Genomic DNA, 23788 nt, shown 5'->3' with positions numbered 1-23788 from the left:
TTGGCGGAGGCGGTGGGACTCGAACCCACAAGGGGATAAACCCCACCGGTTTTCGAGACCGGCCCCTTAGCCAATTCGGTGCACGCCTCCGCAAGTTATTGTAATCTATTTATTTGATAAAGCCCAAACCATGGAGATACTTTCTAGCAACAATTTCTGGTTCTAAACCTTCAAAGTCAACCAAGTAATTCAACCTTATAATTATATCCTCATTTAAATACAATGTCAATGGTTTTAAAATTTCTTTTATTTCAGGGTATGCATCTATTATTTCTTTTCTAACCAAAACAGAAGGATTGTAGTGTGGAAAGAAAGATTTGTTATCCTCTAAAATCACTAAATCAAAACGTAAGATTTGTGCGTCGGTAGAATATATCATAGCCACATCAATATTTTTACGCGCTAACGCTTCATATGTTAACCCTGCTTCCATCGTTCTTACATTTTTTCTTGGTAGATTCATATCGTATTCATCCATAACAGCAAATATCCCGTCGCTTCTTTCATAATATTCTGGATTAACTCCAAAAATTAAATCTTTTCCTTTTCCCGAATTAATATAATCAGCCAAATCACTTAAACTATGTATTCCGTTTTCTCTAGCAAAAGAGCTTCGTACTGCCAAACCATAAGTATTATTAAAATTTATCATATCTAACCATACGATGTTGTGTTTCTCTAAGTCTTCTTTTGCTACTAAATCGAACAGTTCCTCAGGATCATATATGTTTTCTGTATGTCCAAAATACGCTGCCCAAGCAGTTCCTGTGTAATCTACATAAGCATCTACTTGACCTGTTTCCATAGCCTTGCGAAGAGGAAAAGAGGATAGTCCAAACTTTTCTACTACTTTAATCCCGTTTTCTTGGAGAAGTAAAGAAACCATGCTTGACAATATATAACCTTCTGTGAAAGCCTTTGCTCCGACGACTACCTTTTCAGCTGCATATATATAGTTTATACCAAACAAAATAAAAAGTACCGAAATAACTATTTTTTTCATTTTTATCAGTCCTCCTTTAGAGCTTTTCTTACTCTCTTTAAAAAACTAATGCATTTTTATAGCTCTTTTGCCTTGTAACACAGTTTTTAGTCATCTATCGACCAGTCAATTTTTGCTCCTTCACTGAATCCGTACCTTTCAAAAAAACCTGCCTTTACCTCTAAAGCATATTTGAAAGGTTTGTAAATTATGTAAATAGGGCAGGTTGATTCTTCGCAAGGTTTCATGTTTTGTATATTTAATATTGTTCCATTGTTATCTATAAAAGCGATGTCAAGTTCAACAAAGGTGTTTTTCATCCAAAAGCCTCTTATTCCAGGATTTGGGAATACAAAAAGCATTCCATATTCTTCTGGGATATCTTCTCTGTACATTAAACCGAATTCTCTTAATTCGTTCGTATTAGCAATTTCAATAGGGATTGTCACAACTCTTCCCTCTTGTGAAATAGTTAGAGTTCCTTTTGGAAATTGCGGTATATTTATCGTTTGACTCAATAAATTGGTTGAAAGAATCATCGAAATTAAAAAAATAAAAGCCAGTTTTTTCATAATTTTTTGCTCCATAATGATAAATTAGGTTTCGAACTTTTTGCCAAAGCCTAATTCATCACCATTTTGATCTTTCACTTTAAAATCGGGAGCCAAATCTCCAACCTTCAATGCCATAGTATCACCTCTCATCTCATTGAGTTTATAAAACCTTCTAATTTGTTTACATCTATGTTTCTTTTAAAAAGGGGTTCTTTGTTTTGTTTATAAATAGTCAATTGTTCTTCAAAAGTTGGTTTTCCCTTTTCTTCATATATTATACCCAGAGGAATTTTGTCTTCTTGAAAAGCCATTTGTAGAGCTTGCATTTTATCTGATGGATCGTAATCTTCCCCTAATTTGTAAGTATGTTCATTAAACCAGGCATAAGTATTTATTTTGTTAAACGTCACGCATGGTTGGAACAAATCAATTAGCGAGTATCCCTTATGTCTGATAGCTTTTTTAATAATTTCTTTAGTGCTTTGAATGTCGCCTACAAAAGCCCGTGCAACAAAAGTAGCTCCGTTAGCTATAGCCACAGCAATGGGATTGAAGGGGTTTAGTATTACTCCGTTTACTTGAACAGGGGTGACCATTCCTTGTTGTGAAGTAGGAGAAGCCTGTCCTTTTGTTAATCCATAAACCCGGTTATCATGGACTATGTTTGTTATGTCCACGTTTCGTCTTATATTGTGGATAAAATGGTTTCCCCCTTCACCGTACATGTCTCCATCTCCACTTTCAGCTACTACGTATAAATCTGGATTAGTCGATTTAATGGCAAAGGCAACGGGTAAAGCTCTACCATGAAGGCCATTAAAAGCATTGTTTTTAAAGTAATGAGGAATTTTTGCTGCCTGTCCTATTCCTGAAACGAGCACAAAATTGTTGGGAGTTATTTCTTCCATTTCTTCCAAGGCTTTTTTTAATATATTCAGTATTCCAAAATTACCACAACCAGGGCACCAAGCTATGTCTAATTCTTTTTCGTTTTCTAGACTAAAAATATTTTTTCTTTCACTCATTGTAACTCCTCCCTTATTTTAGCGGTTAACTCTTCAACCGAAAACGGCATTCCATTGAATTTTAGTATCTTACTATCTATTTTTATACCAGTTTCTGCTCTTATTAACTTTGCAAATTGGCCCGTGGCATTATTTTCAACATCAATTATTTTTTCTGCATTCTCTAAAAATTCAACCGCATTTTCTGGGAAGGGAAAAACTTGACTAAAGTGAAGCATAGCAAGATCTTTATTATCTATATTTTCTATTGCCTCTTTCACAACATTATAGTTTGAACCCCAACATACTAAGAGATATTTGTAGTTTCTATTTCCAAAGAATTCTGGAGAAACAAAATCATCTTTTAAAGCATCATATTTTTGGAGCCTTTTTTCCACCATTTTAATTCGGATATCCAAATCTTCAGTTAAATGACCTTCCTCATCATGTTCATCACTATCTACGATAATTAATCCTTTACCAAAGTTAGGTATACCTCTTGGTGAAACACCGTTTTCTGCTTTTGATAAATCATATCTTTTATAATCTTCACCGGTTTCGACGAAATATTTTTTATTTTCAATTTTGGAAAGGTCCAACTTTTTAACGTTATAATACGAATCAACAAAAAATTGATCTGTCAAAATAAATACTGGGATCTGATATTTATCGGCGATATTAAATGCCTGTTGAGTTAAATAGAAAGCTTGTTCAAGATTACCAGGAGCAAAAACCAGCCTTGGAAATTCACCATGCCCTGAGTGTATAACAAGATTTAACCCTTCTTGAGCGGTTCTTGTTGGTAAACCTGTTGCAGGCGCAGGTCTTTGAGCAAGGTGAATTACTAACGGTGATTCGATCATACCAGCTAGAGAAAGTCCTTCTTCCATTAAAGCAAATCCTCCGTCAGAAGTAGTCACCATTGATCTTGCTCCAGCGTACCATCCGCCTATTGCCATATTGATTGCGGCAATTTCATCTTCGGCTTGTTCAACTAAAATGTCGAAATTTTTTGAAAAATTTGCTAAATCAACTAGAACCCCCGATCCAGGCGTCATTGGATATGAAAAAATCGAATCACAATTTCCTGCTAATGCTCCTAGAGCTACCGCGTCTGTTCCGCTAATTAATAAATCGTCTTTTAAAGTTTCATTTGCAGAGATCTCTATTTTTATCTCTCCATTTTCAGAAAAGTCTTTACCCAATTTGTAACCTTCTGAAGCAGCTTTTATGTTATCTGAAACAATTTTTTCTCCCTTATCTCCAAATCTTTCTCTTAGATACTCTTCTATCGTTTTTATGTTTATTTTGAAAAGACCCAAAATTACACCAACAGCAACTATATTTGCATATATTTCATTGCCTATTTCTTTGGCAATAGAGAGGATGGGGACGTTGAAAAGATTTTTGTTTTCTAATTTCAACGAATCGTTGTCTGCTATGATTAGGGTATCTTCATTCACTCTGTCTCCTAGATGTTCAACTGAACTTTTTGTAAGAGGTATGAGTATATCAATTTTGTCAACGTAACTTTTTACAGGTTTGGAACTTACCCTTATTTCAGTTGAATTGCTTCCACCTCTAACCCTCGACATGTACTCTTTTGTGGCAAATACATAATAACCTTCCCTTTTAAGAATAAAAGTTAGCAGTCTTTCTATCGTTTGAATCCCTTGGCCTGCTTCACCAGATAAGACGATTGATACATCTTCTTTCATAGTTTTATTCATCAGGATTCCTCCTAAGATTTTGTTTTCTACTTGTTCAATTATATCAGACAAAATAAGTCGAAAATGAAATGGAATGTAAAGATTTTAAATTATTTTTATAATTTTTAATTATGAAATTATAAAAGTGATTTCCAGCCAATTTCGTTTAATTTAAATTCCACAAATTCACCTTGAAAATTATAATTTACTTCTTCTGGAAGTACTATTGTTTCATAGCTTTTCAAGTTAACATATACGCCTAACCCTTTTTTATTTTGGTTGGCAAATCTGGAAAAGCTAAAGTATTTGGTACACAATCCTTCAGTCTTCCTTGAAATAGAGTAACTGGTGTGAATGTTGTTGAGAACTTTTTTAGATTTATCAACATGGATTTCTCTAGGTCTTCCCCAGTCGTATAGTCTGTAAGTTAAATCTGAGCTTTGCTGTATTTCAAGTAAAAAGCTATTGGGACCTAAAGTATGCACGGTTCCAGCGGGTATGAATATGGAATCGAATTTGTTCATTTCATAACTTTCTAGTACTTCATCCCATCGATTGTTTTCAAAAGCTTGGAGGATATATTTATTATTATTTGAAACTTTAATTTGACCATTATCCTTCAGAAAGTACCAAGCTTCCGATTTACCCCATGGCTCGTTTTCTAATTGTTTGGCCATTGTATCATCCGGATGCAATTGTATGGAAAGCCAGGATGAGGTTGCTATTAGTTTTAAGAGTAGAGGGAATTTTGGGAAGAGTTCACTTGCTTTTCCATATTCTCTTTGGCTATTTCTTCCATACAATACGGTTTCATAGCCATCTAAGGGTGAATACAGCCAGACTTCTCCTATTGTTTGGTTTTTTTCGTAGTTGAAAATTCTGTTTAACTCGTTACTTCCCCAAATTTTTTCACTAAAAACTGGTTTCGAAACAAGGGGTTCTGATATCTGCATGCTTACCTCCTGTTAAATTTTTTAAATGTATTTTCTAAAATACTAAGTCTTAATAATATTTTGTCTTTATATATTTCTGAACCGCCATTGTAAATACTGTATGCATCCTCTTCCCCGTAACGTAATTTGATATCGTATAAGTATAGGATAGAAGTCATTAATTGCACATCAGGTCTTTCGCTTACGATATCCCAATACCAAGGTTCTAAGAAATTGATCCTCTGGTAAAATTCAGGATAATTATGTTTTAAATACCAATAAGTAGGGGCTTGAATTTGAAAATATCCTAAACTTTTCCCATTATCTCCTTTTGCATTTTCAAAATTCGTTTCTACTATTCCAATAGCTAACAATTCGCGAGGATAGACATATTCAGTTACGTAGGGAAATTCGTTGTATAATATTTCAAAAACGTTAACGAATTCTCTTATCGTTGCATCGTCCAGAGTATAGTTATTTTTTAAGTACTCTTCAAAAAAAATAATTTGCTTTTTATAATTTGAGGATTTAGAAACTAAAAAAGCAATTATTATACATGTTATTAAAATCAACAAAAGTATGAATAGATACTTCACATTTCTATTTGCTAAGGATCTTTTCATTTGATTCTCCTTATAGGGTTATTACGTATTATAATAATTTATTATACCATCTTTTTTACCAAAATACTTAATCAAAACTTAATAAAAATCTGCCATTCTGTTTATTAATATTTTAAAAAAACAACAAAATCTTTTCTCACGAATAATATACTAATTCTTAAATTATGTTAAAATATTGAATGCTGGGAATTAGAAAAAATGATTGATAAAAGGAGTATTTAAATGCTTTTGGATAATGTTGCCTTGGGAAGATACGTTGAATTAGACTCGTTGATGCATTCACTGGATCCAAGGGGAAAACTTTTAGGATTGTTCGTTTTAGCAGGATTCGCTTTTTCTATAAACAGTTTTTACGATGTTTTGATTATGTCTTCGTATACTTTGTTGTTGATGTTGTTATCTAAATTAAGTTTGAAGTATTACATGAAATCCTTAAAATCAATATGGTTTATAGTTATCTTTGCCTTTGTAATTCAATTATTCACAATAGGAGGGAATACACTTTTTAAGATTGGCTTTATCAGAATAACAGATATCGGTTTATTTAATGCTGCTATAATTACCTTCAGAATACTGTTTGCAGTTTTGTTATCTTCTGTTCTCACGTTAACTACTTCTCCTACCTCTTTAGCTCATGCTCTTGAGGATATCCTGAGATGGTTTTTTGTGCCAAAACGATTTGCCCATGAAATATCGATGGTAATGACGATAGCTATAAGATTTATCCCTGTAATTGCGAATGAAGCGGATCGAATAATGAAGGCACAATTAAGTAGGGGGGCAAATTTTGATGATAGAAAATTTTCTGGAAGGATTAGAGGGGCTATATCTATAATTATACCTTTGTTGGTATCTGCTCTGAGAAGGGCTGAAGATTTGAGCGTTGCGATGGAAGCAAGAGGATACAATGGCTGGGAAGGGAGAACAAGATTTAAGCAGTTTAATTGGGAAATAAAAGATACTTTTTTCCTAATTTCTTTTTCTTTAGTATGTTTTACTATTATTTTTATTTAGTGGGGGTTTTTTGGTATAATTTAAAAGGATAAAAAAACATTGAAAATAGATTCGAGGTGTCCGATGAATTTTCAACACTTATAAGGGCCTGTTCCTTCTCGAAGGATGGGAAGATCCTTAGGAGTAAGCTCAATACCTCCAAAAACCTGCAATTTCTCTTGTGTATACTGTCAGTTAGGAAGAACGAGCAACATGACAAACCAAAGACAAGAATTTTTTAATTTACAAGATATTTTAGAAGAGTTTAAATCTTATATTAAAAGCGGCGTATCCCAGTTTGATTTTGTAACCATAGTTGGTGAAGGTGAACCATTATTATACTTTAGAATTGGTGAACTAATAAAATCTATAAAAGCTTATGTTGAAAAACCTGTTGCTGTAATTACAAATGGGGCTCTATTGTCTGAAAAAAAAAAGCAAGGGAAGAGTTAAGTGAAGGTGATCTTGTAATGCCAACGCTGGATGCTTATGATCAAAGAACGTTTAAAAAAATAAATAGACCTCTTAAAAGTATATTGTTTGAATCCTACGTGAATGGATTGATAAGTTTTTCTAAAAATTTTAAAGGTAAAATCTGGATGGAATTCATGATGGTAAAAGGATTAAATGATGATGAAGAATCTTTAAGGAAAATCCAAGAAATATTTAACAGAATAAATTATGATCGATTGTATATCAATTTACCCATGAGACCCCCTGCGGAAGATTGGGTAACAGTTCCAGAAAGAGAAAAAATTGAGCTAGCTCAAAATATCTTAGGAGGCATATCTCTTGATTTTTTAGAAGAAGAAGATTTCTACAGTTCTATAGAAGATGATTTGGAAGCTATCTTAAGTATAATAAAAAGGCATCCGATGAATCAGCATGAGATTGAGAGCTTTTTAGATCAAAGAAGATGTAAAAATAAAAAGGAGATTTTTGAAAAATTGGAGAAAGATGAAAACGTTGAAAAAGTACAGTATTATGGATTAAATGTATATAGGTCAACATCTGTGAGGAGGTAAATAAATGCCTGAAAATAAAAACACCAAAGAAGAAAAAAAGAAATTAAAGTTTTCCAATATAATTTGGGTTTATATTATATTTGCGGTTATTTTTGTTGGAGCTCTCGTTGCTTTGAACTGGGAAAATAACCCTAGGATATCCTATTCTGAAATGTTAAGCTTGATCAATAACGGTCAGGTGGAATCCATAAAAATAAATCAAAACGGGGACGTGACAATATTTGCTAAAGATGATTCTACTTATGAATCTTTTTCTCCAGCTTTAGTAATCGATAAACAGTATGTGAATAGTTTAATTCAAAAAGGTATAAAAGTCGAGTATATCGAAAGTGTAGCCTCAAAGTGGTGGTTTGGTTTATTGATTAATATAATACCTATAGTAATAATGGTGCTTTTCTTTTTTTGGTTATATCGTTCCGCTGCATCAGGTGCTAAAAGCAGTATGAACTTTGGAAAGAGTAAGGCAAAGGAGTATGAACCCATTGGTGAAAAAGTTACTTTTAAAGATGTGGCGGGAATCGATGAAGTTTTGGAGGAAGTAGAGGACATTGTAAAATTTTTGAAAAATCCTCAAGAATTTCAAGAATTAGGTGCAAGAATGCCTAAAGGAACTTTGCTGGTAGGCCCTCCAGGAACGGGTAAAACTTTGACAGCAAGGGCTATAGCTGGTGAAGCAGATGTACCTTTTTATTATGCAAGTGGTTCAGATTTTGTTGAACTTTTTGTAGGAGTTGGAGCATCTCGAGTTAGAGACCTTTTTAAAACAGCTAAAGAAAATGCTCCTTCAATAATATTTATTGATGAATTAGACGCAGTAGGTAGACAAAGAGGAGCTGGACTTGGCGGCGGGAACGATGAGAGGGAACAAACTCTTAACGCCTTGTTGGTGGAACTCGATGGTTTTGATTCTTCTACAGGTGTTGTTGTAATGGCTGCTACAAATAGACCTGATGTTCTTGATAAAGCCTTACTTAGACCCGGTAGGTTTGATAAAAAAATAATGGTAGGCCCTCCTGACAGAAAAGGAAGAGAAGAAATTTTAAAGATACATACACGTAAAAAGAAAATAGCCCAAGATGTTGATTTAACATTGTTAGCCAAAAGGACACCGGGCTTCGTAGGAGCAGATTTAGAAAACCTAGTTAATGAAGCTGCTTTAATAGCTTCAAGAAAAAAGAAAACTCAAATTGAAATGAATGATTTTGAAGAAGCTATTGATAGAGTATTAACTGGTCCGTCCAAAAAGTATAGGATAATATCCGATAAAGAGAAGAAGATTCTATCGTATCATGAACTGGGACATGCTGTATTGGCTTATTTATTACCTAATACCGACCCTGTTTATAAAATTACTATAATTCCAAGGGGTATAGGTTCATTAGGATCTACTTTACAAATTCCCGAAAAAGACAGATACCTAATTAAAAAAAGTGAAATACTTAATAGAATCGTTGTAGCCCTAGGGGGAAGAGCAAGTGAGAAATTAGTGTTCAATTTTGTTACTACAGGCGCCAAAGATGACCTAAGAAAAGCTACGGACTACGCAAAATCCATGATTTATAGGTTAGGGATGTCCAAAAAGTTGGGACCGGTGTATTGGGAAGGAGAAGAGGAAGAAATATTTTTGGGTAGTGAGTTGACAAAACAAAAGAATTATTCGGAAGAAACTGCTAAAGAACTTGACGTTGAAGTCAAGAAGATAATTAACTCAATGTATGATAAAGCTGTTGAGCTGCTTAGGCAAAATAAGGAGAAACTTGATCTTCTAGCTTCTTATATTTTCAAAAAAGAAACGATCTATGGAGAAGAATTCAAGAAGCTTATGAGCAAAGACCTTGAAGAGTTAAAAGAATATATTGGGGGCGAAAAAGAAATAAATGAATTTCTTAAAATAGATGTTGTGAATCATGTTAACTATCAACCTGTATAAAGGTGAGGAGAAAATAATGATAAGAGCTATTATTTTTGATATGGATGGGGTCATCATTGATAGTGAACCCATCCATTATAATGCAAATAAAAGAATTTTTGAAGAATTGGGAATTCCAATGAATAAAAGTTCATATAGTAATTATATAGGTGTAAGCAATCAAGAAATGTGGCAAGACTTAAAAAATGAATACAATCTACAACAAAGTGTTGAAGAATTGCTTGAAAAACAAAACTTAGAGAATTTGCAATTATTAAAAGAAAGTGTTAAAGAGCCAATAGAAGGTGTAATAGAGTTGTTACAAACTCTGATAGAAAGCAATTATAAGATAGCTTTGGCCTCTTCTTCCCCCATGAGATTGATCAAAGAAGTTCTTTGCCTGTTTGATATTGAGAAGTATTTTGAGGTTTTGGTGAGCTCAGAATACGTTGCTCGTGGTAAGCCTAAACCTGATATTTTTATATACACAGCAGGCTTGTTAAAGGTTAAACCAGATGAATGTGTAGTTATAGAAGACTCAAAGAATGGTGTTAAAGCGGCAAAAGCTGCTGGAATGAAGTGTATAGGTTTTAAAAACCCTAACTCACTCAATCAGGATCTATCGAAAGCAGATTTAGTGGTGGAAAATATGAAAGAAATAACTTTGGAATTGATAAAAAAGTTAGAATAAGTGGAAGCTTAAGATTAAGGGCTCGCGTTTGTTTCATAATTTTTTAGTACTATGCTATGCGATATAGAAAAATAAAAATTAACTTCTGAAAAAACGATTGTAAAAGCAAAAGAGAATAACAACATTATAAAAAATCTTTTCATAAATTTCCCCATTTTTAGGAATAAAAAACGTTGTCTACAAACCAATCCATTTTCATTAGTTCTTCGTCTGAAATATTTTTGCCTTTCGAGACTTTCATATTACCTTCCTTATCAAAAATACTACCTCGGAAAGGATGAAACCTATTGTCCATAATATCTGTTTTCACAGTGTCAACAAGGTTTTTTGTTGTAGAAGGAACTATTTCACTTATAGGTGACAAACAAACGACCCCGCTCTTAAGTCCACCCCAAAAGTTCTCTATCTTTTCTGAACCAGAAAACAATCTAAATAAGGAAAAGTTTGATCCTCTTAATACATCTTTAATGATGTTTTCGTAGTATACTCCCCAATTCCAAACCACGGAGGTTAAATGGGTAGTTGGAGCATATTCTTTCATATCAAAATGGTAACCAATGGTATAAACACCATATTCTTCTCCAACCTTGCAAACTTCTGGAGAATCCTGATGATGTGTTAAAACATCCACTCCAATTTCATTTATTAAATACTCTGCCGTATCTCTTTCATATTCTATATTGCGCCAAGTATTCGTCCATCCAACAAACACTTTTGATTTTGGATTAACGGCCTTTGCTCCTAAAGCAAAAGCATTTATTCCCATAATGACTTCAGGTATACCGTAAGAAGCAACGTAACCTATTTTATTGTTGGTTGTCATAGCACCTGCTATCATACCAGAGAGAAATCTTGGTTCGTACATACGCCCGAAATATGTATTAATATTCTTCGTAGTACGATACCCAGAAAAATACATAAATCGAACATTTTGAAGTTCCTTTGTATTCTGATTTTGTAAGAACTCAAAACTTGTAGAAAATATTAGATCGAACTTTTCTTCTTCAAGTTTATCTAATATTCTTTCATATGTTTTTAAATTAGAAATATTTTCAAAATACTTTGTTATTATTTCACTTCCTAAACGTTTTTGAACGTACCTTCTTCCCAATTCATGAGAATATGTCCATGCTGACCCCTCTATTGAAGTATTGTAAAGGAAAGCTACTTTTAATGTTTTCCCTGCGAAAATCTGAGGTAATTTAAACAATGGCTCGGATGGTTTACCCAGGCGTTCCTCTAATTCTTCTACCAACTCGTTAACCTGCTTCCTCATTTCTCTTTCAATAGTGGGAACATTCTCCAAACCAAATTTTTTTAGATATTCTAAAAAAGCCTCTTCTTCAGTAAGCGAAATTGTGTCTTTGGCAATTTCCCTATACACTTTTCTAAATAGAAGATATACTGAATTGATCAGTTGATCATAATCATTATCAACAAAATCACTTTTTTTCTTGTAATCTTTGATTAAATCGTACAGTTCTTTGAATTTGCCTTCTTTGTTGAACCAGATTATATTAATTTTTGTCTTTTTATAAAAATCTAAAAATTCATGGTAGATCCTTATTTCAGGATTGTTTTCATCCCATTTGGGAATCAATCTAGTAACTTCCCCGCGGACTGAAAAAGCGTCTGAATATTTCAAAACGCTTACCCTTTTGTTCCCTTCAACAATGTAAAACCAGTTTAAATATTCGTAGGCTGTTACCGGCTCTCTTATCCCTTCAGATATATGAGCTTCGTACAAATTAATCCATTTGCTTGCAAACTCTGAATCAATTTTCATTAAAGGATAAAAATTTGCTGAAAAAGAGAGTGAGCGAGAATGATAGTAAGTTCCTTTGATCCTTTCTATAGGGATATCTATCAGGCCGAGTTTTTCTTCCTTAATTATTTCAACGTTGTGGATGATATCTTCTAAACACGGCAGATATCCTTCCGCCCCTTTTGAAATATTAGACAAAAAGTCTTTTTTTGCTAATCTATTGGCTTTTTCGTACTCACTTCTGCTGAGACTTCTCGAGGTCCTATACATTTCGCTTTAGCCTCCCGTTTTTGTGGGCACGTTAAGGGGTAAGCCCCTTAAGATCCCCAAGTTCAAAATCAAAGTTTATTATGAAAAAGATTTTTTGCAAGAAACAGCAAAACCTTTTAGGGATATATTCTTATAAGATTAATTCAATAATACAACACAATAATTAAAATTTCGTTTAAAAAAATTAATTAATCACTAAATTGAAATAGTTTTTGTACGGATTTTCTTATAAGTACAAATTTCTATAACTTCTTTTTTTTCATCATCGTATTTTATTAATTTGTAAGGGACCGCATTTATTAGATAAGATACATTATTTAAGAATTTAATTTCAAAATCAAGTTCCTGAAAATCGTATTTGGGATGAATATGACCGTATATCCAAATTTTTGGAAGTGTCTTAAGATAAAATTCCCCCAAGGCTCTTGAAGGGGTATGAGATTGACCGTATTTTTTTATGGTATTTTTTATGTAAGGAGGATTGTGTGTAATCATTATATCGATTGGTTTATACTTATTGCCTTTAAAGATTGTGTTGAAAAGTACCTCTCTTTTAAATTTATTAATATCCCTTTCTTTGAAATAAAAAGGTCTATATCCATGAGCTAGAGCACCGGAAAATCCCGCTACTATGATATCTTTGCCTATGAATTTTTTTAAGTTAACTATGCCATGATTTAAAACATAGGCTCCTTTGTATACCTTTGAAAAAGAGTTGTTTTCCTCTTCGTATAATTTATAATACTTTTTATCATGATTACCGTGTACCATTAAGCTTAAGGATGGTTTGAATTCGTTTATTACGTAATCCATATATTGTGGAGAAAGATCTCCAGCGTAAATAAGTAAGTCAAACCTTTTCTTGTCTTTATTTATTAAATATACTTCCTCGTCGGAAATTGCAATTATATCTATCATCGTTTTAATTCCTTTTTATTAAGAGATTCTATAAAATTATTTTATCAAAAAATAGTGATAAGTTGAAATTTTGTATAATAATTTAAAACTCATGCGAAAATTGAATGTAATTGAATTTAATTAGTTATAAAAAGTTTTAATCAACTCTTATCGCCTCTGAGGGGATTTTGAAAAAACTTATAAGTCATGTACAATATAATTACATACAGTAAGAAAATAATTAATGAGAGGGGGGGGTCACTTATAACTGAACATAATCATGTAAAAGGGATTAGAAATATTAACAGGTATAAAATTTTAACTTATATCTATAATCATAAAATAGCAACAAAAGCTGAGATATCGAAAAAATTAAAAATTAGTGCACCTACGGTATCGAGAAATTTAGAACCATATTTAAATAATTTAGTTTTGACTTCAGGAATGAAGGATAGCAAATTAGGTAGAAAAGCTGAGATCTTAGAACTCAACGAAGAATATAAAATACTTGGAATTCAAATTGAAAATGAATTCATAATATATGGAATATACAATTTGAAAAACGAAGTTTTAGATTCTAAAAAGAGGTTTTTATCTGATTATGATTCCATAACAGAACTCTGTGCTCAGTTAGAAGACGAATTAAAAAAGCTCAAAACAAATATCTTATCCGTAGTAGTTGGAATCTCTGGGTATGTTTCAAAAGATGGAATTATTAATTCTTCCGCTTTAAGAATAAATGGTTCCAATGTTACCTTTCTGGTGGAAACTTTGAAAAAATTGTTTCCGAATGCTTTAACTGCCTTTGAAAATGATGCAAACCTTTTAGCGATAAAAGAGAGATTCTATTCAGATAAAAAAGTGAAGAATGTAGTTTGTATTTATTGGGGAAAAGGGGTAGGAATGGGTTTAATAATTGATGAAATGCTTTATGTTGGTAAAGGTCGAGCAGGTGAGTTAGGAAGTATACTTACCAATGGCCAAACTTTGGAGAAGTACATCGATTCTTCTAGCCAAAATGAAGTTATAAAAGAATGGATGCGTCTTTTAAGAAATATTTATTACGTCCTACAACCAGACAAAATCGTGTTGAATTGTACCCACCAGGAAGAGATGGATAAGATAATAGAAGAATGGGACAAAACATATCCTAATTTCAATGAGGTTAAAATTCACAGAAGTGAAGAAAGTGCCATTGTCGAAGGAGCTGCTATTTTAGCCATAGAATTGTACTTAAAAAAAGTTACAGTAGGATTGGAAGGGGAAAATGTTTACTGAAACTATTTCGTTATTCAAATCATTTAGAAGGAGGTAGGTTAGAATGAAAAAAGTATTTTCGATGTTGTTGGTGAGTAGCATAATGATTTTATCAGCCGTTTTTGGATTCTCGCAGGATATCACATTTGCGACTTTCATCGATGGCCCAGATCTACCCGTGTTTCAGAAACAAGTTGCTTCTTATGAAGAGGAAACGGGGAAAGATGTAGAACTGTTGGTAATACCCTACGCAGATTGGAAGACTAAGATGATCATGATGTTACAAGGGGGGACACCTCCCGATGTTGCAAGAGAAACCGATGTTGTTTATTTACAAGATTACGCCATCGATATAACCCCTTATGTAAAACAATACACAGGCATGGAACCTATGGAGTGGTTGGACACAGTTACCGTGTATAAAAGTTGGTTTAAAACTTATAGCTTAGAGTCAGGGATGATTCCAGCCATTCCGTATACCACTGACGTTTTTGCTCTTTTTTATAATAAAGAATTATTCAAAAATGCAGGGATCACAGTCCCAACAGATGGGGTTTGGACAATTGACCAATGGTACGATGCCATGGTAAAGTTGAAAGAATCTGGAGTACGCTATCCTTTGGTTTGGGATAGGAGTCCATCAAGATTCTCTTGGTTGATGTACACATATGGCGGAGGTTATTGGGATGAAACTGGGACAAAGATTATCTTGGATTCTAAAGAGTCTATTGAGGCAATAGAATTTTTCTTGAAAATTCATGATGAGGATTTGATGCCGAAAGCCGTTTGGATTTCTGGTGATGCGCCTTTAAAGTACTTCCAAAACGGGCTTTCTGCAATGTATCTCTCCGGCACATGGATGCTTCCAACCTTCGCGGAACAATTGGATTTTGAGTGGGGGGCAATTCCAATGCCTGTGAAGAGAGAAAGATACACCTTTTCTGGAGGTAAGTTGATAGTTCCATTAACCGAAGAAGGTGTTGAATTAGCATTCTATTTAACAAATAAAGAGAACCTTGCTGATATTAGTTCTGCATTGTATCTATTGCCTGACAGATCGGACATGACAGAAGTAACTTACGATGATAAAATGGTTCAAGAAGCTAACATAGTAGCGATGAATGATTTGCTTAACACATCTCCAGCAGCGAAAAAGAGGCAAGATTTTGATTGGTATAATTTAAAGACATCTCCTGTGATTCAAGGGAACGTATCTTCAATAGTTAATATGGTTGTTTCAGTTCTCACTCACGAACAAACACCTGAAGAAGCGATGAATAAACTCGCAGATCAAATTCGAACTGAAGCTGGTTTAAAATAATTCGTTCCATATAATCCGCATGTCTGAATCGGGCATGCGGATTATTTCTACGAGGAGGGATACTTTTGGCTGTATCTAAAGGTTATCGTGTCGAAGTTACGGGATTATTTTTCATCTTACCTAATCTGGTAATATTCACTTTGTTTGTAATTTTTCCGGCAATTTCAGGGATTTTTCTGGCTTTCACAGATTATAGTATGTTGGGGACATCCGCAAACTTTGTTGGTTTTGAAAACTTTGTAAAGATTTTTTCCGATTTTAGCACTTCTTCCTTTTTAAGAAGTATGTTAAGAACTTTTCTATTCACAGCGATGTTTGTTCCCCTAGTTTTTTTCTTTTCGTTGTTTCTGTCAGTTCTTACTACTTCTGAGATTGTAAAAGGTAAAAGTATTCTTAGAGCCCTTTTTTATTGGCCTTGGATCTTATCCCCCGTTATTGTTGCACTTTCATGGAAATGGTTCTTGGATATCGATGCGGGTTTTTTAAATATAATCTTAGAAAAGGTTGGCATGGAACCAAGAATGTGGTTATTAGAGCCAGATCTAGCCTTTTTTTGGGTTACATTGGTTAACGTCTGGTATGTTGCAGGATATTTCATGGTCATGTTCAATGCTGCTCTAACATCTATTCCCATGCAAGTATACGATGCGGCAAGTATAGATGGTGCAAACAAATGGCAAAGGTTTTGGTATATTACTTTTCCCCTTTTAAAACCAACTTCTGTGTTGGTAATGGTCCTTTCAACGATTATGGCTATAAGAAATTTTGAACTAGTTTATGTTTTTACAAAAGGTGGTCCGGGGAACGCCACTATGTTTATGGTTCAAAAAGTTTATGAAGCAGGCTTCCAAGATTACAAATTAGGGTTGGCTTCTGCAATGTCAGTTGTAATGTTTTTTGTTTTACTTGGATTGACGTTACTACAATTTAGGTATATGAAGGGGGAAGAGTAATAAGATGAACAGAAAAAGTATAATAATTATTGTAAACTTGCTTGTCTATGTTTTTGCAATTGTGTATGTTACTCCAATAATATGGACAGTTATATCGAGTTTCAGATTAGAGAAAGATTTGTTCGCATATCCACCAAAATTGATCTCAGAATTTACCTTTCGCAATTACACTAACGTCATTCAAAATACTGATATTCTGGCTTATTTTAAAAATTCAAGTATAGTAAGTATAACCTCTACGATTATCACGATAATCATTAGTTTAATGGCTGGATACGCCTTGGCTAAAATTCAGTTTAGATCAAAGAACTTTTTCTTTACATTATTTTTATCAACCTTGATGATACCAATGCAGGTTATTATGATCTCAATATATTTTGTTTTGGCCCGCATTGGATGGATAAACACCTATTGGGGATTGATAATACCACCAGCGGCTACGCCTACAGGAGTTTTTTTGGCAACCCAGTATATAAGGTCAACGATTCCTACAGAAGTAATAGAAAGCGCGAAAATCGATGGAGCAAGTGAATTAAAAATATTTTGGAGGATCATAATACCTTTATCTCAACCTGTAATAGCTGCCTTAGCTGTGTTATCATTTACTTGGAGATGGAACGATTATATTTGGCCTTTGTTAGTTGTTAGTTCCCCAAAATATATGACGGTTCAGCTTGGGTTAGCATTATTCTCAGGTGAGCATACCGTACAATGGGGATCTCTTTTGGCGATGACAACACTTTCTATGATCCCTGTAATGGTTGTATTTTTAGCCTTTCAAAGGTATTTTGTAAAAGGTATAACAATGGGATCTCTAAAATAAGAAAAAAGGGGAGGAGAAAATATGGTGGATGCGCTTTTCATTGGGGCTCACCCTGATGATTATGAGGCTTTTGCAGGAGGAACAATACTTCGATTGAAAAACGAAGGGAAGAGTTGTGGAGGAATAATTTTAACCGATGGCTCCGCAGGTAAGAACAACGATGTCAACGTTAGAAAATTGGAGGCAGAACGGGCTGCAAAATCTTTGAAACTCGATTATTTTGAAATGATAGGACTGAAAGACGGATATTTAGATGAAATTAATAATTTAGCCAGTTTAATCGCAAATCTTATACGCAAGTATAGGCCCAAAATCCTTTTCACACACTATTTTGAAGATAAGCACCCCGATCACAAAGCAATTGGAGAAAGTACTAAAGATGCCTTATTTTTAGCCAGAACGAAAAGAGATGATTTAGAAAATGAACCTTACAATTGTACCAACGTTCTTATGTTTATATCTGATATAACAAAGATTCCTCAATCTAAAGTTTATGTAGATATCACTGATTTTTTGGAAGACAAAATCAAGGTTTTAAGATTATACGAATCTCAAAGGGAAGTCTTAGACCCCATACCTTTGATGAACAAATATATAGCAGCCGATGTCTTAGAAGGAAGAAACAAAGCCGTAGAAGTATTTTATCCTTTAACTTTGGTAAAAGGGGAAGGATATTATGTATTATAAGATTGAAGAAGATGGAAACTTAACTTATTTTCAAATATTTCCGAAAGAATACATAATAAGTAACAGATCTTCCACGATGTTGTTGAAAAACTGCATGCCTTTTTCTGTTTTTTCCAACAAGTATGGAACGGTAATCTCAAAAATAAGATTAAACTTTTACCCAAGTCAAAGGGTGAAATTTTGGCCTGATGGCATGTCAGCTAATAATGGTTTATCAAAAATGTCTGTTATGAGCGATCCATCTGCTTATTCTTTCCTTGTTAAATTTAAAAATTTAAAAAATTTAGTCTTCTCTTTCACCCCTGTTTTTAAAAAAGAATTCAAATTACCTTTTTTCGATAAGATAGAAATTCCTATAAGTTACCAACAGGAAGTAGAAAATAAATGTTTGGCATTCGCTGATGACTTTAAAATTATCATTAAAAAAGGTGAAATAAGAGATCTAATAAAAGGTGAAAAAGTAGCCTTCGTGTTGAGATCTGACGAGAACAACGAAATAGAAATTATTATTGGAAAAGAAGAAAATAATTTAGAAAAAAAGAACACAGAATACATTAATTATCTGAAAAGTTTGATACAAAACAAAGACTTAAGTGAGTTAGAAAAATCAGAGTTTTTATTTACAATGCACACTGCTTTTTCTTCTATAAAAGATTATGATGGAAACCTAGCTTTAGCGGCAGGGGTTAATTATTCTTTCCCGAATAGGACATATTTTAGAGATAGTTTTTGGACTATCCAGCCAATAATAAAAGTCGATCCAAAATTTGCTAAAAACCAAATTTTATTTTTGTCCGAAGGTTTTCACGAAGATGGAAGCTGTCCAAGCGGTGTTATGAAATTAGGTGAAGAAGAATTGGCTTTTATTAGAAGTAAAAAAAATATGTTACCCAAAAAAGCAAAAGAATTTTATAAATACGAAAAAGATTGGTGGTCAAACCATCATGACTCTGGAGGGTATTACATAATACTTTTGTCTGATTATATTAATAATACTGGAGACTTGAGTATTTTAAAAGAACGATTTCCAGACGGCACAGTACTGGATAAGATTGGTAATATTCTTAAAAGGTATATTAGTTTAGATATTGATAATGATTTATTATTTGAAAAGCCTTATGATTCAAACGATTGGGCGGATAATGTGTACAGAAATGGAGCTGTTACCTACGATTTGGCGATTCAGATAAAAGCTTTTGAAGAAGCTTCTTCAATATATGATTTAATTGGTGAGGAAAAGATTGCTGAAGATATAAGAGAAAAATATCGAATAATGAAACACAATTTCAACAAAAAGATGTGGAACGAGAAAAAAGGGTATTTTAATGATTTTATTGGTGACTATTTGGAAGATCACTTGAATATAGATACGATATTGGCTTTGCTTTTTGATATAGCAGATGAAGACAAAAAAAGAAAAACTTTAAACGCTATGGAAAGACTGCTTGAAACAAAAAATAACAAAGAGCAAAAGTTTGAAGATTGGGGGGTTATGTCTGTTTGGCCATTTTTCAAATCAAAAAAACACCTTTTCAGTAAAAGTATTTTCCCATACAGGTACCACAACGGGAGTGATTGGCCTTATTTGTCTTCTATATATGCCTTGGTTAAGAAAAGAGAAGGTATGGATTATAGATATCCTTTAACTAGATGGTGGGAATACTCTTTAGAAAAAGGATGGATAAACCCTGTAGAATACTATAGCCCAATTTATGCTCGAGGATCACTCAACCAAGGATGGTCTTCCTTGGCTGCAACATTATTTCTTTGAATTATCAACGATTAAAAGTAATTTGAGTCGATTAAGCAGAATTATAGACGATTATTGTATAAATAATTAATTTCATTTTAGAACGAATTAATTGTATAATATAAATAAGAATTTATAAAAGGAGATGATCAACGTGAGTAAAGTCGAAGATTATTTTAATGTGGAAGGCAAAGTAATAGCAATAACGGGTGGAGCAGGCGTTCTATGCTCTGAAATGGCTAGATCCTTGGGAGAAGCTGGTGGGAAGATTGCTGTAGTGGATCTATCAGAAAGAGCTATGGCCCTGTTAAGTAATGAATTAACAGAAAAAGGTGTTGAACACATAACGATAAAAACTAACGTCTTGGAAAAAAATGATTTAATAAGAGCAAAAGATGAAATTCTTGAAACATTTGGTAAAATAGATATACTGATAAACGGGGCAGGTGGCAACAAACCGGAGGCAACAACAAGTAAAGACAAATCATTTTTTGAACTCCCAGAAGATGCAGTACAATGGGTTTTTAACTTGAATTTCTTAGGTACATTTTTGGCAAGTCAAGTGTTTGGAGAATATTTTGCAGAAAAAGGTTATGGAGAGATAATAAATATTTCATCGATGAACGCATTTAGACCCTTGACAAAGATCCCTGCTTATTCTGCAGCTAAAGCAGCTGTGAGTAATTTTACACAATGGTTAGCGGTTCATATGAACCACAACTACTCGAAAAAAATAAGGGTCAATGCGATAGCTCCAGGATTTCTCTTAACCAATCAGAATCGATTCTTGTTGACCAACCAAGACGGTAGTTTAACCCAAAGGGGAAATCAAATATTGGATCATACACCTATGGGAAGGTTTGGAGAACCTAAAGATCTAATTTCTACAGTGATGTGGTTGATAAGTGACAGTTCTGAGTTTGTTAACGGTGTTGTTGTTCCAATAGATGGAGGGTTCGCAGCTTATAGTGGCGTATAATATGTTTTATTTTTGTTTAGGGAATCTATAAGTTCCAATTTTTCTTTGGGAGAGAGTTAAATAAAAAATAGAAGGAGTTGATATAATGGATCAGCAAAAGAGCGATATAGCGGTTATAGGAATGGCGGTGATGGGGCAGAACCTTGCTTTAAACATGGAATCTAAGGGTTTTAAGGTATCTGTTTACAATAGAACAAATGAAAAAACCGAAAGATTTGTGGAAGAAAGAGCAAAAAATAAAAATATCCAAGTGGCTTTCTCTATTGAAGAACTTATTAATTCATTAAAAACACCAAGAAAGATCATCCTGATGGTTAAAGCTGGTAAACCGGTTGATGATGTAATCAATGAACTTTTACCCTATTTGAATAAGCAAGATATAATCATAGACGGAGGAAATTCTTTTTACAAAGATACAGACAGGAGATACGAAGATTTACTTAAAAAAGGAATAAGATTTTTAGGAACCGGCATAAGTGGAGGGGAATACGGTGCGTTACACGGTCCATCCATTATGCCTGGGGGAGATGAATCCGCATATGAAGAGGTAAAAGAGATACTCGAAGCTACTGCTGCTCAAACAGAAGATGGTCCATGTGTTACTTACCTTGGTCCCAAATCAAGTGGTCATTATGTTAAAATGGTTCACAACGGGATAGAGTACGCCATCATGGAGTTGATAGCAGAAACATACGATATTATGAGGAAAGTACTTAAAATGAATCCTCAGGATATGAGTAAATTATTTAAAGAATGGAATGAAGACCACAAGTCTTATTTGATGGAAATTAGTTATAAGATTTTAGAGTGGAAAGACGAAGAAACAGGTCAACCAATCGTTGACGTTATTTTAGACAGTGCAAAACAGAAAGGTACCGGGAAATGGAGTGTTCAAGACGCTTTAGACTTGAATATATCAATCCCCACTATAAACGCTGCCGTAAATGCAAGAACCTTATCCTCAATAAAAGATGAAAGGATGAGGATTGGAGAAATATATGAAACCCCCATCGAAATGAATTTAGACGAAAGCTTTATCAATTCTTTAAGGGATGCTTTGTATATTTCAACGATAATTGCTTACGCAGAAGGTATGAAGTTGTTGCAAGTTGCCTCCAAAGAGTACGAGTATAACTTAGATTTATCTGAAGTTGCAAGGATTTGGGAAGATGGATGTATAATAAGATCCACATTTTTAAAACCCATTCAAAGGACATTTAAAAATGATCCCAATTTAGTAAATTTGATAATTTCTGACGAATTCAAAAATGATATTAAGGAGAAAATTCCAAAGCTGAGAGAGGTAGTTTCAGAGATTAAAAAAGCTGGTATACCTATTCCTGCTCTCAGTTCAGCCCTTGATTATTTTGATGGGTTAAGTTCAAAAGAGTTACCGGCGAATCTGATTCAGGCACAGAGGGATTATTTTGGTGCTCACACGTACGAAAGAAAGGACAAAGAGGGAATTTTCCACACAGAATGGCAAGATATACATAATATATAGCAAAGGGGGTAAAGAGGTGTCGGAAGACAATACGAACATCGCGATAGTAAATTCCAGCACTTTTGGTATATATTTTCCCGATTTAATGCAAAGATTAAAAAAAATAGGTATCGTTGAAAGAATAACGGTGGATCCCCAAATATCAGGAAGAGAGTTAGCAGTCAAATTGAAAGGATTTAAATTTGTTATAGCAAGCGTTACACCAAATTTTACTTCAGAATTTTTTCAATACAACAAAGATGTAAAATTAATTGCCCGCCACGGTATCGGATACAACAATGTGGATATAAAAGCTGCCACAGAAAGTGGTGTTATGGTTACAAAGGTTCTTGGTATTCACGAAAGAGATTCCGTTGCAGAACTTGCTATTGCTTTGATTCTCATATGTCTCAGGCAAATTATTCCTGCGAATAAAGCGGTTAAAGAAAATAAATGGCAAGATAGAAGAAGTTTTGTTGGTGATGAAATATCAAAATTGACGGTAGGAATAATTGGTTATGGAAATATTGGAAGCCGTGTTGCTGAGATAGTAAAAGAGGGATTCGGCTCAAAAGTAATAGCGTATGACCCTTATATAGCTGACAAGGTCATAGAAAAAACCGGGGTAACACCTGTAAGTTTTGAAGAACTTTTAAAAACATCCGACGTAATAAGTTTAAATGCTTCCTTAAATGAAGGGAACTATCATTTTATAAACAAAAGTGCTTTCGACTTAATGAAAAATGGGGTTGTAATAGTTAATACAGCAAGAGGAGAATTGATAAACCAGAATGATTTCATAGAGGCTTTAGAATCGAAGAAGGTTTCAGCTGCAGGGCTTGATGTATTAGAAGAAGAACCAATAAACCCAAATAATCCATTACTGAAATACCCTAATGTGTACATACTGCCTCATATAGGAGGATATGGGAAGTATTCATTAAGAAAAATGGATGAAAAAATGGTTGAAGATATAGAAAAGCAGATTAAAGGTGAAATCCCCGAACAAATAGTTAACCCTGAAGTTATAGAAAAAAATATAACACAATTCAAAGGTCGAAAATAAGTTATTAGTTTAAGATAATCTGCATCGGCAAAGACTTTCTCAATTTCTATGGATGAGAAGCAGGTTGCAGGAGTAAAGACTTCTTAATCCTTACGGGTGGGGAGCGGGGCGAAGG

At 33.7% G+C, this 23788-nt stretch carries 22 protein-coding genes and 1 tRNA gene; 14 read left to right on the top strand and 9 right to left on the bottom strand.

Translation table 11 applies throughout. The features are described 5' to 3' along the window. Position 1 precedes the first annotated feature (1 nt). The 7 genes from AA80_RS02655 to AA80_RS02620 form a co-directional block, all read right to left on the bottom strand. Positions 2-90, bottom strand: a tRNA-Ser gene (locus AA80_RS02655). 19 nt (positions 91-109) lie between these two features. After that, entirely contained in the window at positions 110-1003 is an 894-nt protein-coding gene (locus tag AA80_RS02650; protein WP_103876292.1) for a glycine betaine ABC transporter substrate-binding protein, read from the bottom strand. Positions 1004-1089: 86 nt separating this feature from the next. Further along, the gene (locus tag AA80_RS02645) at positions 1090-1554 is read right to left on the bottom strand and encodes a DUF192 domain-containing protein (RefSeq protein ID WP_103876291.1); all 465 of its coding nucleotides are present in this window, start codon (positions 1552-1554) and stop codon (positions 1090-1092) included. Between the two features lie 128 nt (positions 1555-1682). Next, the gene (locus AA80_RS02635; RefSeq protein ID WP_103876290.1) at positions 1683-2561 is read right to left on the bottom strand and encodes a thiamine pyrophosphate-dependent enzyme; all 879 of its coding nucleotides are present in this window, start codon (positions 2559-2561) and stop codon (positions 1683-1685) included. Next, positions 2558-4270 carry a 2-oxoacid:acceptor oxidoreductase subunit alpha gene (locus tag AA80_RS02630; RefSeq protein WP_103876289.1) on the bottom strand — a complete coding sequence of 571 codons (1713 nt, stop codon included), beginning with the start codon at positions 4268-4270 and terminating at the stop codon, positions 2558-2560. The genes AA80_RS02635 and AA80_RS02630 overlap by 4 nt, the downstream gene beginning before the upstream one ends. A gap of 116 nt (positions 4271-4386) precedes the next feature. Then, on the bottom strand, positions 4387-5202 hold the full coding sequence (locus AA80_RS02625) for a type I phosphomannose isomerase catalytic subunit (protein WP_103876288.1): 816 nt from the start codon (positions 5200-5202) through the stop codon (positions 4387-4389). Between the two features lie 2 nt (positions 5203-5204). Then, positions 5205-5804 (bottom strand): hypothetical protein, encoded by a 600-nt coding sequence (locus tag AA80_RS02620; RefSeq protein WP_103876287.1) that lies wholly within the window; start codon positions 5802-5804, stop codon positions 5205-5207. Between the two features lie 222 nt (positions 5805-6026). Between AA80_RS02620 and AA80_RS02615 the strand changes: the two genes are divergently transcribed. The 5 genes from AA80_RS02615 (at position 6027) to AA80_RS02600 (ending at position 10422) form a co-directional block, all read left to right on the top strand. Beyond that, positions 6027-6818, top strand: coding sequence for an energy-coupling factor transporter transmembrane component T family protein (locus AA80_RS02615; protein ID WP_103876286.1), 792 nt, complete (start codon positions 6027-6029; stop codon positions 6816-6818). A 192-nt stretch (positions 6819-7010) separates the two neighbouring features. Continuing rightward, complete coding sequence (locus AA80_RS10165) at positions 7011-7250, top strand: radical SAM protein (protein WP_243830550.1); 240 nt, start codon at positions 7011-7013, stop codon at positions 7248-7250. Positions 7251-7267: 17 nt separating this feature from the next. Then, positions 7268-7822: a radical SAM protein gene (locus AA80_RS10160; RefSeq protein WP_208317046.1), complete on the top strand. Its 555-nt coding sequence runs from the start codon at positions 7268-7270 to the stop codon at positions 7820-7822. Positions 7823-7826: 4 nt separating this feature from the next. Further along, on the top strand, positions 7827-9752 hold the full coding sequence (gene ftsH, locus AA80_RS02605; RefSeq protein WP_103876285.1) for an ATP-dependent zinc metalloprotease FtsH: 1926 nt from the start codon (positions 7827-7829) through the stop codon (positions 9750-9752). A gap of 16 nt (positions 9753-9768) precedes the next feature. Next, on the top strand, positions 9769-10422 hold the full coding sequence (locus tag AA80_RS02600; protein ID WP_103876284.1) for an HAD family hydrolase: 654 nt from the start codon (positions 9769-9771) through the stop codon (positions 10420-10422). A gap of 157 nt (positions 10423-10579) precedes the next feature. Here the strand turns inward: AA80_RS02600 and AA80_RS02595 are convergent, their stop codons facing one another. Then, positions 10580-12457 carry a BMP family ABC transporter substrate-binding protein gene (locus tag AA80_RS02595; RefSeq protein ID WP_103876283.1) on the bottom strand — a complete coding sequence of 626 codons (1878 nt, stop codon included), beginning with the start codon at positions 12455-12457 and terminating at the stop codon, positions 10580-10582. Between the two features lie 195 nt (positions 12458-12652). Further along, complete coding sequence (locus AA80_RS02590; RefSeq protein WP_103876282.1) at positions 12653-13375, bottom strand: metallophosphoesterase family protein; 723 nt, start codon at positions 13373-13375, stop codon at positions 12653-12655. A gap of 186 nt (positions 13376-13561) precedes the next feature. Here AA80_RS02590 and AA80_RS02585 point away from each other — a divergent pair, with 186 nt between their 5' ends. The 9 genes from AA80_RS02585 to AA80_RS02545 all read left to right on the top strand — a co-directional run bounded on the left by AA80_RS02585 (position 13562) and on the right by AA80_RS02545 (position 23673). Next, positions 13562-14632, top strand: coding sequence for an ROK family transcriptional regulator (locus tag AA80_RS02585; protein ID WP_103876281.1), 1071 nt, complete (start codon positions 13562-13564; stop codon positions 14630-14632). A 43-nt stretch (positions 14633-14675) separates the two neighbouring features. Next, complete coding sequence (locus AA80_RS02580) at positions 14676-15932, top strand: ABC transporter substrate-binding protein (protein ID WP_103876280.1); 1257 nt, start codon at positions 14676-14678, stop codon at positions 15930-15932. A gap of 65 nt (positions 15933-15997) precedes the next feature. Then, on the top strand, positions 15998-16885 hold the full coding sequence (locus tag AA80_RS02575; RefSeq protein WP_103876279.1) for a carbohydrate ABC transporter permease: 888 nt from the start codon (positions 15998-16000) through the stop codon (positions 16883-16885). 4 nt (positions 16886-16889) lie between these two features. Then, positions 16890-17708 (top strand): carbohydrate ABC transporter permease, encoded by an 819-nt coding sequence (locus AA80_RS02570; RefSeq protein WP_103876278.1) that lies wholly within the window; start codon positions 16890-16892, stop codon positions 17706-17708. A 21-nt stretch (positions 17709-17729) separates the two neighbouring features. Further along, complete coding sequence (locus tag AA80_RS02565) at positions 17730-18395, top strand: PIG-L deacetylase family protein (RefSeq protein WP_103876277.1); 666 nt, start codon at positions 17730-17732, stop codon at positions 18393-18395. Continuing rightward, a complete protein-coding gene (locus AA80_RS02560) occupies positions 18385-20166 on the top strand; it encodes an amylo-alpha-1,6-glucosidase (RefSeq protein WP_103876276.1) in 1782 nt (593 codons plus the stop codon). The genes AA80_RS02565 and AA80_RS02560 overlap by 11 nt, the downstream gene beginning before the upstream one ends. A 133-nt stretch (positions 20167-20299) precedes the next feature. After that, positions 20300-21124 carry an SDR family oxidoreductase gene (locus AA80_RS02555; protein WP_103876275.1) on the top strand — a complete coding sequence of 275 codons (825 nt, stop codon included), beginning with the start codon at positions 20300-20302 and terminating at the stop codon, positions 21122-21124. A gap of 85 nt (positions 21125-21209) precedes the next feature. Continuing rightward, positions 21210-22628, top strand: coding sequence for an NADP-dependent phosphogluconate dehydrogenase (gene gndA / locus AA80_RS02550; RefSeq protein ID WP_103876274.1), 1419 nt, complete (start codon positions 21210-21212; stop codon positions 22626-22628). A 16-nt stretch (positions 22629-22644) separates the two neighbouring features. Then, positions 22645-23673, top strand: coding sequence for a D-isomer specific 2-hydroxyacid dehydrogenase family protein (locus AA80_RS02545; RefSeq protein ID WP_103876273.1), 1029 nt, complete (start codon positions 22645-22647; stop codon positions 23671-23673). Positions 23674-23788: the final 115 nt, after the last annotated feature.

The organism is Petrotoga sibirica DSM 13575, assembly GCF_002924625.1.
In the GTDB taxonomy this organism is placed as follows: Bacteria; Thermotogota; Thermotogae; order Petrotogales; family Petrotogaceae; genus Petrotoga; species Petrotoga sibirica.
This window is presented reverse-complemented; position numbering and strand designations above follow the sequence as displayed.

Coding starts and splice junctions, on each gene's coding strand:
- AA80_RS02650 (WP_103876292.1), bottom strand. CDS start 1,003: ATGAAAAAAATAGTTATTTCGGTACTTTTTATTTTGTTTGGTATAAAC.
- AA80_RS02645 (WP_103876291.1), bottom strand. CDS start 1,554: ATGAAAAAACTGGCTTTTATTTTTTTAATTTCGATGATTCTTTCAACC.
- AA80_RS02635 (WP_103876290.1), bottom strand. CDS start 2,561: ATGAGTGAAAGAAAAAATATTTTTAGTCTAGAAAACGAAAAAGAATTA.
- AA80_RS02630 (WP_103876289.1), bottom strand. CDS start 4,270: ATGAATAAAACTATGAAAGAAGATGTATCAATCGTCTTATCTGGTGAA.
- AA80_RS02625 (WP_103876288.1), bottom strand. CDS start 5,202: ATGCAGATATCAGAACCCCTTGTTTCGAAACCAGTTTTTAGTGAAAAA.
- AA80_RS02620 (WP_103876287.1), bottom strand. CDS start 5,804: ATGAAAAGATCCTTAGCAAATAGAAATGTGAAGTATCTATTCATACTT.
- AA80_RS02615 (WP_103876286.1), top strand. CDS start 6,027: ATGCTTTTGGATAATGTTGCCTTGGGAAGATACGTTGAATTAGACTCG.
- AA80_RS10165 (WP_243830550.1), top strand. CDS start 7,011: ATGACAAACCAAAGACAAGAATTTTTTAATTTACAAGATATTTTAGAA.
- AA80_RS10160 (WP_208317046.1), top strand. CDS start 7,268: ATGCCAACGCTGGATGCTTATGATCAAAGAACGTTTAAAAAAATAAAT.
- ftsH (WP_103876285.1), top strand. CDS start 7,827: ATGCCTGAAAATAAAAACACCAAAGAAGAAAAAAAGAAATTAAAGTTT.
- AA80_RS02600 (WP_103876284.1), top strand. CDS start 9,769: ATGATAAGAGCTATTATTTTTGATATGGATGGGGTCATCATTGATAGT.
- AA80_RS02595 (WP_103876283.1), bottom strand. CDS start 12,457: ATGTATAGGACCTCGAGAAGTCTCAGCAGAAGTGAGTACGAAAAAGCC.
- AA80_RS02590 (WP_103876282.1), bottom strand. CDS start 13,375: ATGATAGATATAATTGCAATTTCCGACGAGGAAGTATATTTAATAAAT.
- AA80_RS02585 (WP_103876281.1), top strand. CDS start 13,562: ATGTACAATATAATTACATACAGTAAGAAAATAATTAATGAGAGGGGG.
- AA80_RS02580 (WP_103876280.1), top strand. CDS start 14,676: ATGAAAAAAGTATTTTCGATGTTGTTGGTGAGTAGCATAATGATTTTA.
- AA80_RS02570 (WP_103876278.1), top strand. CDS start 16,890: ATGAACAGAAAAAGTATAATAATTATTGTAAACTTGCTTGTCTATGTT.
- AA80_RS02565 (WP_103876277.1), top strand. CDS start 17,730: ATGGTGGATGCGCTTTTCATTGGGGCTCACCCTGATGATTATGAGGCT.
- AA80_RS02560 (WP_103876276.1), top strand. CDS start 18,385: ATGTATTATAAGATTGAAGAAGATGGAAACTTAACTTATTTTCAAATA.
- gndA (WP_103876274.1), top strand. CDS start 21,210: ATGGATCAGCAAAAGAGCGATATAGCGGTTATAGGAATGGCGGTGATG.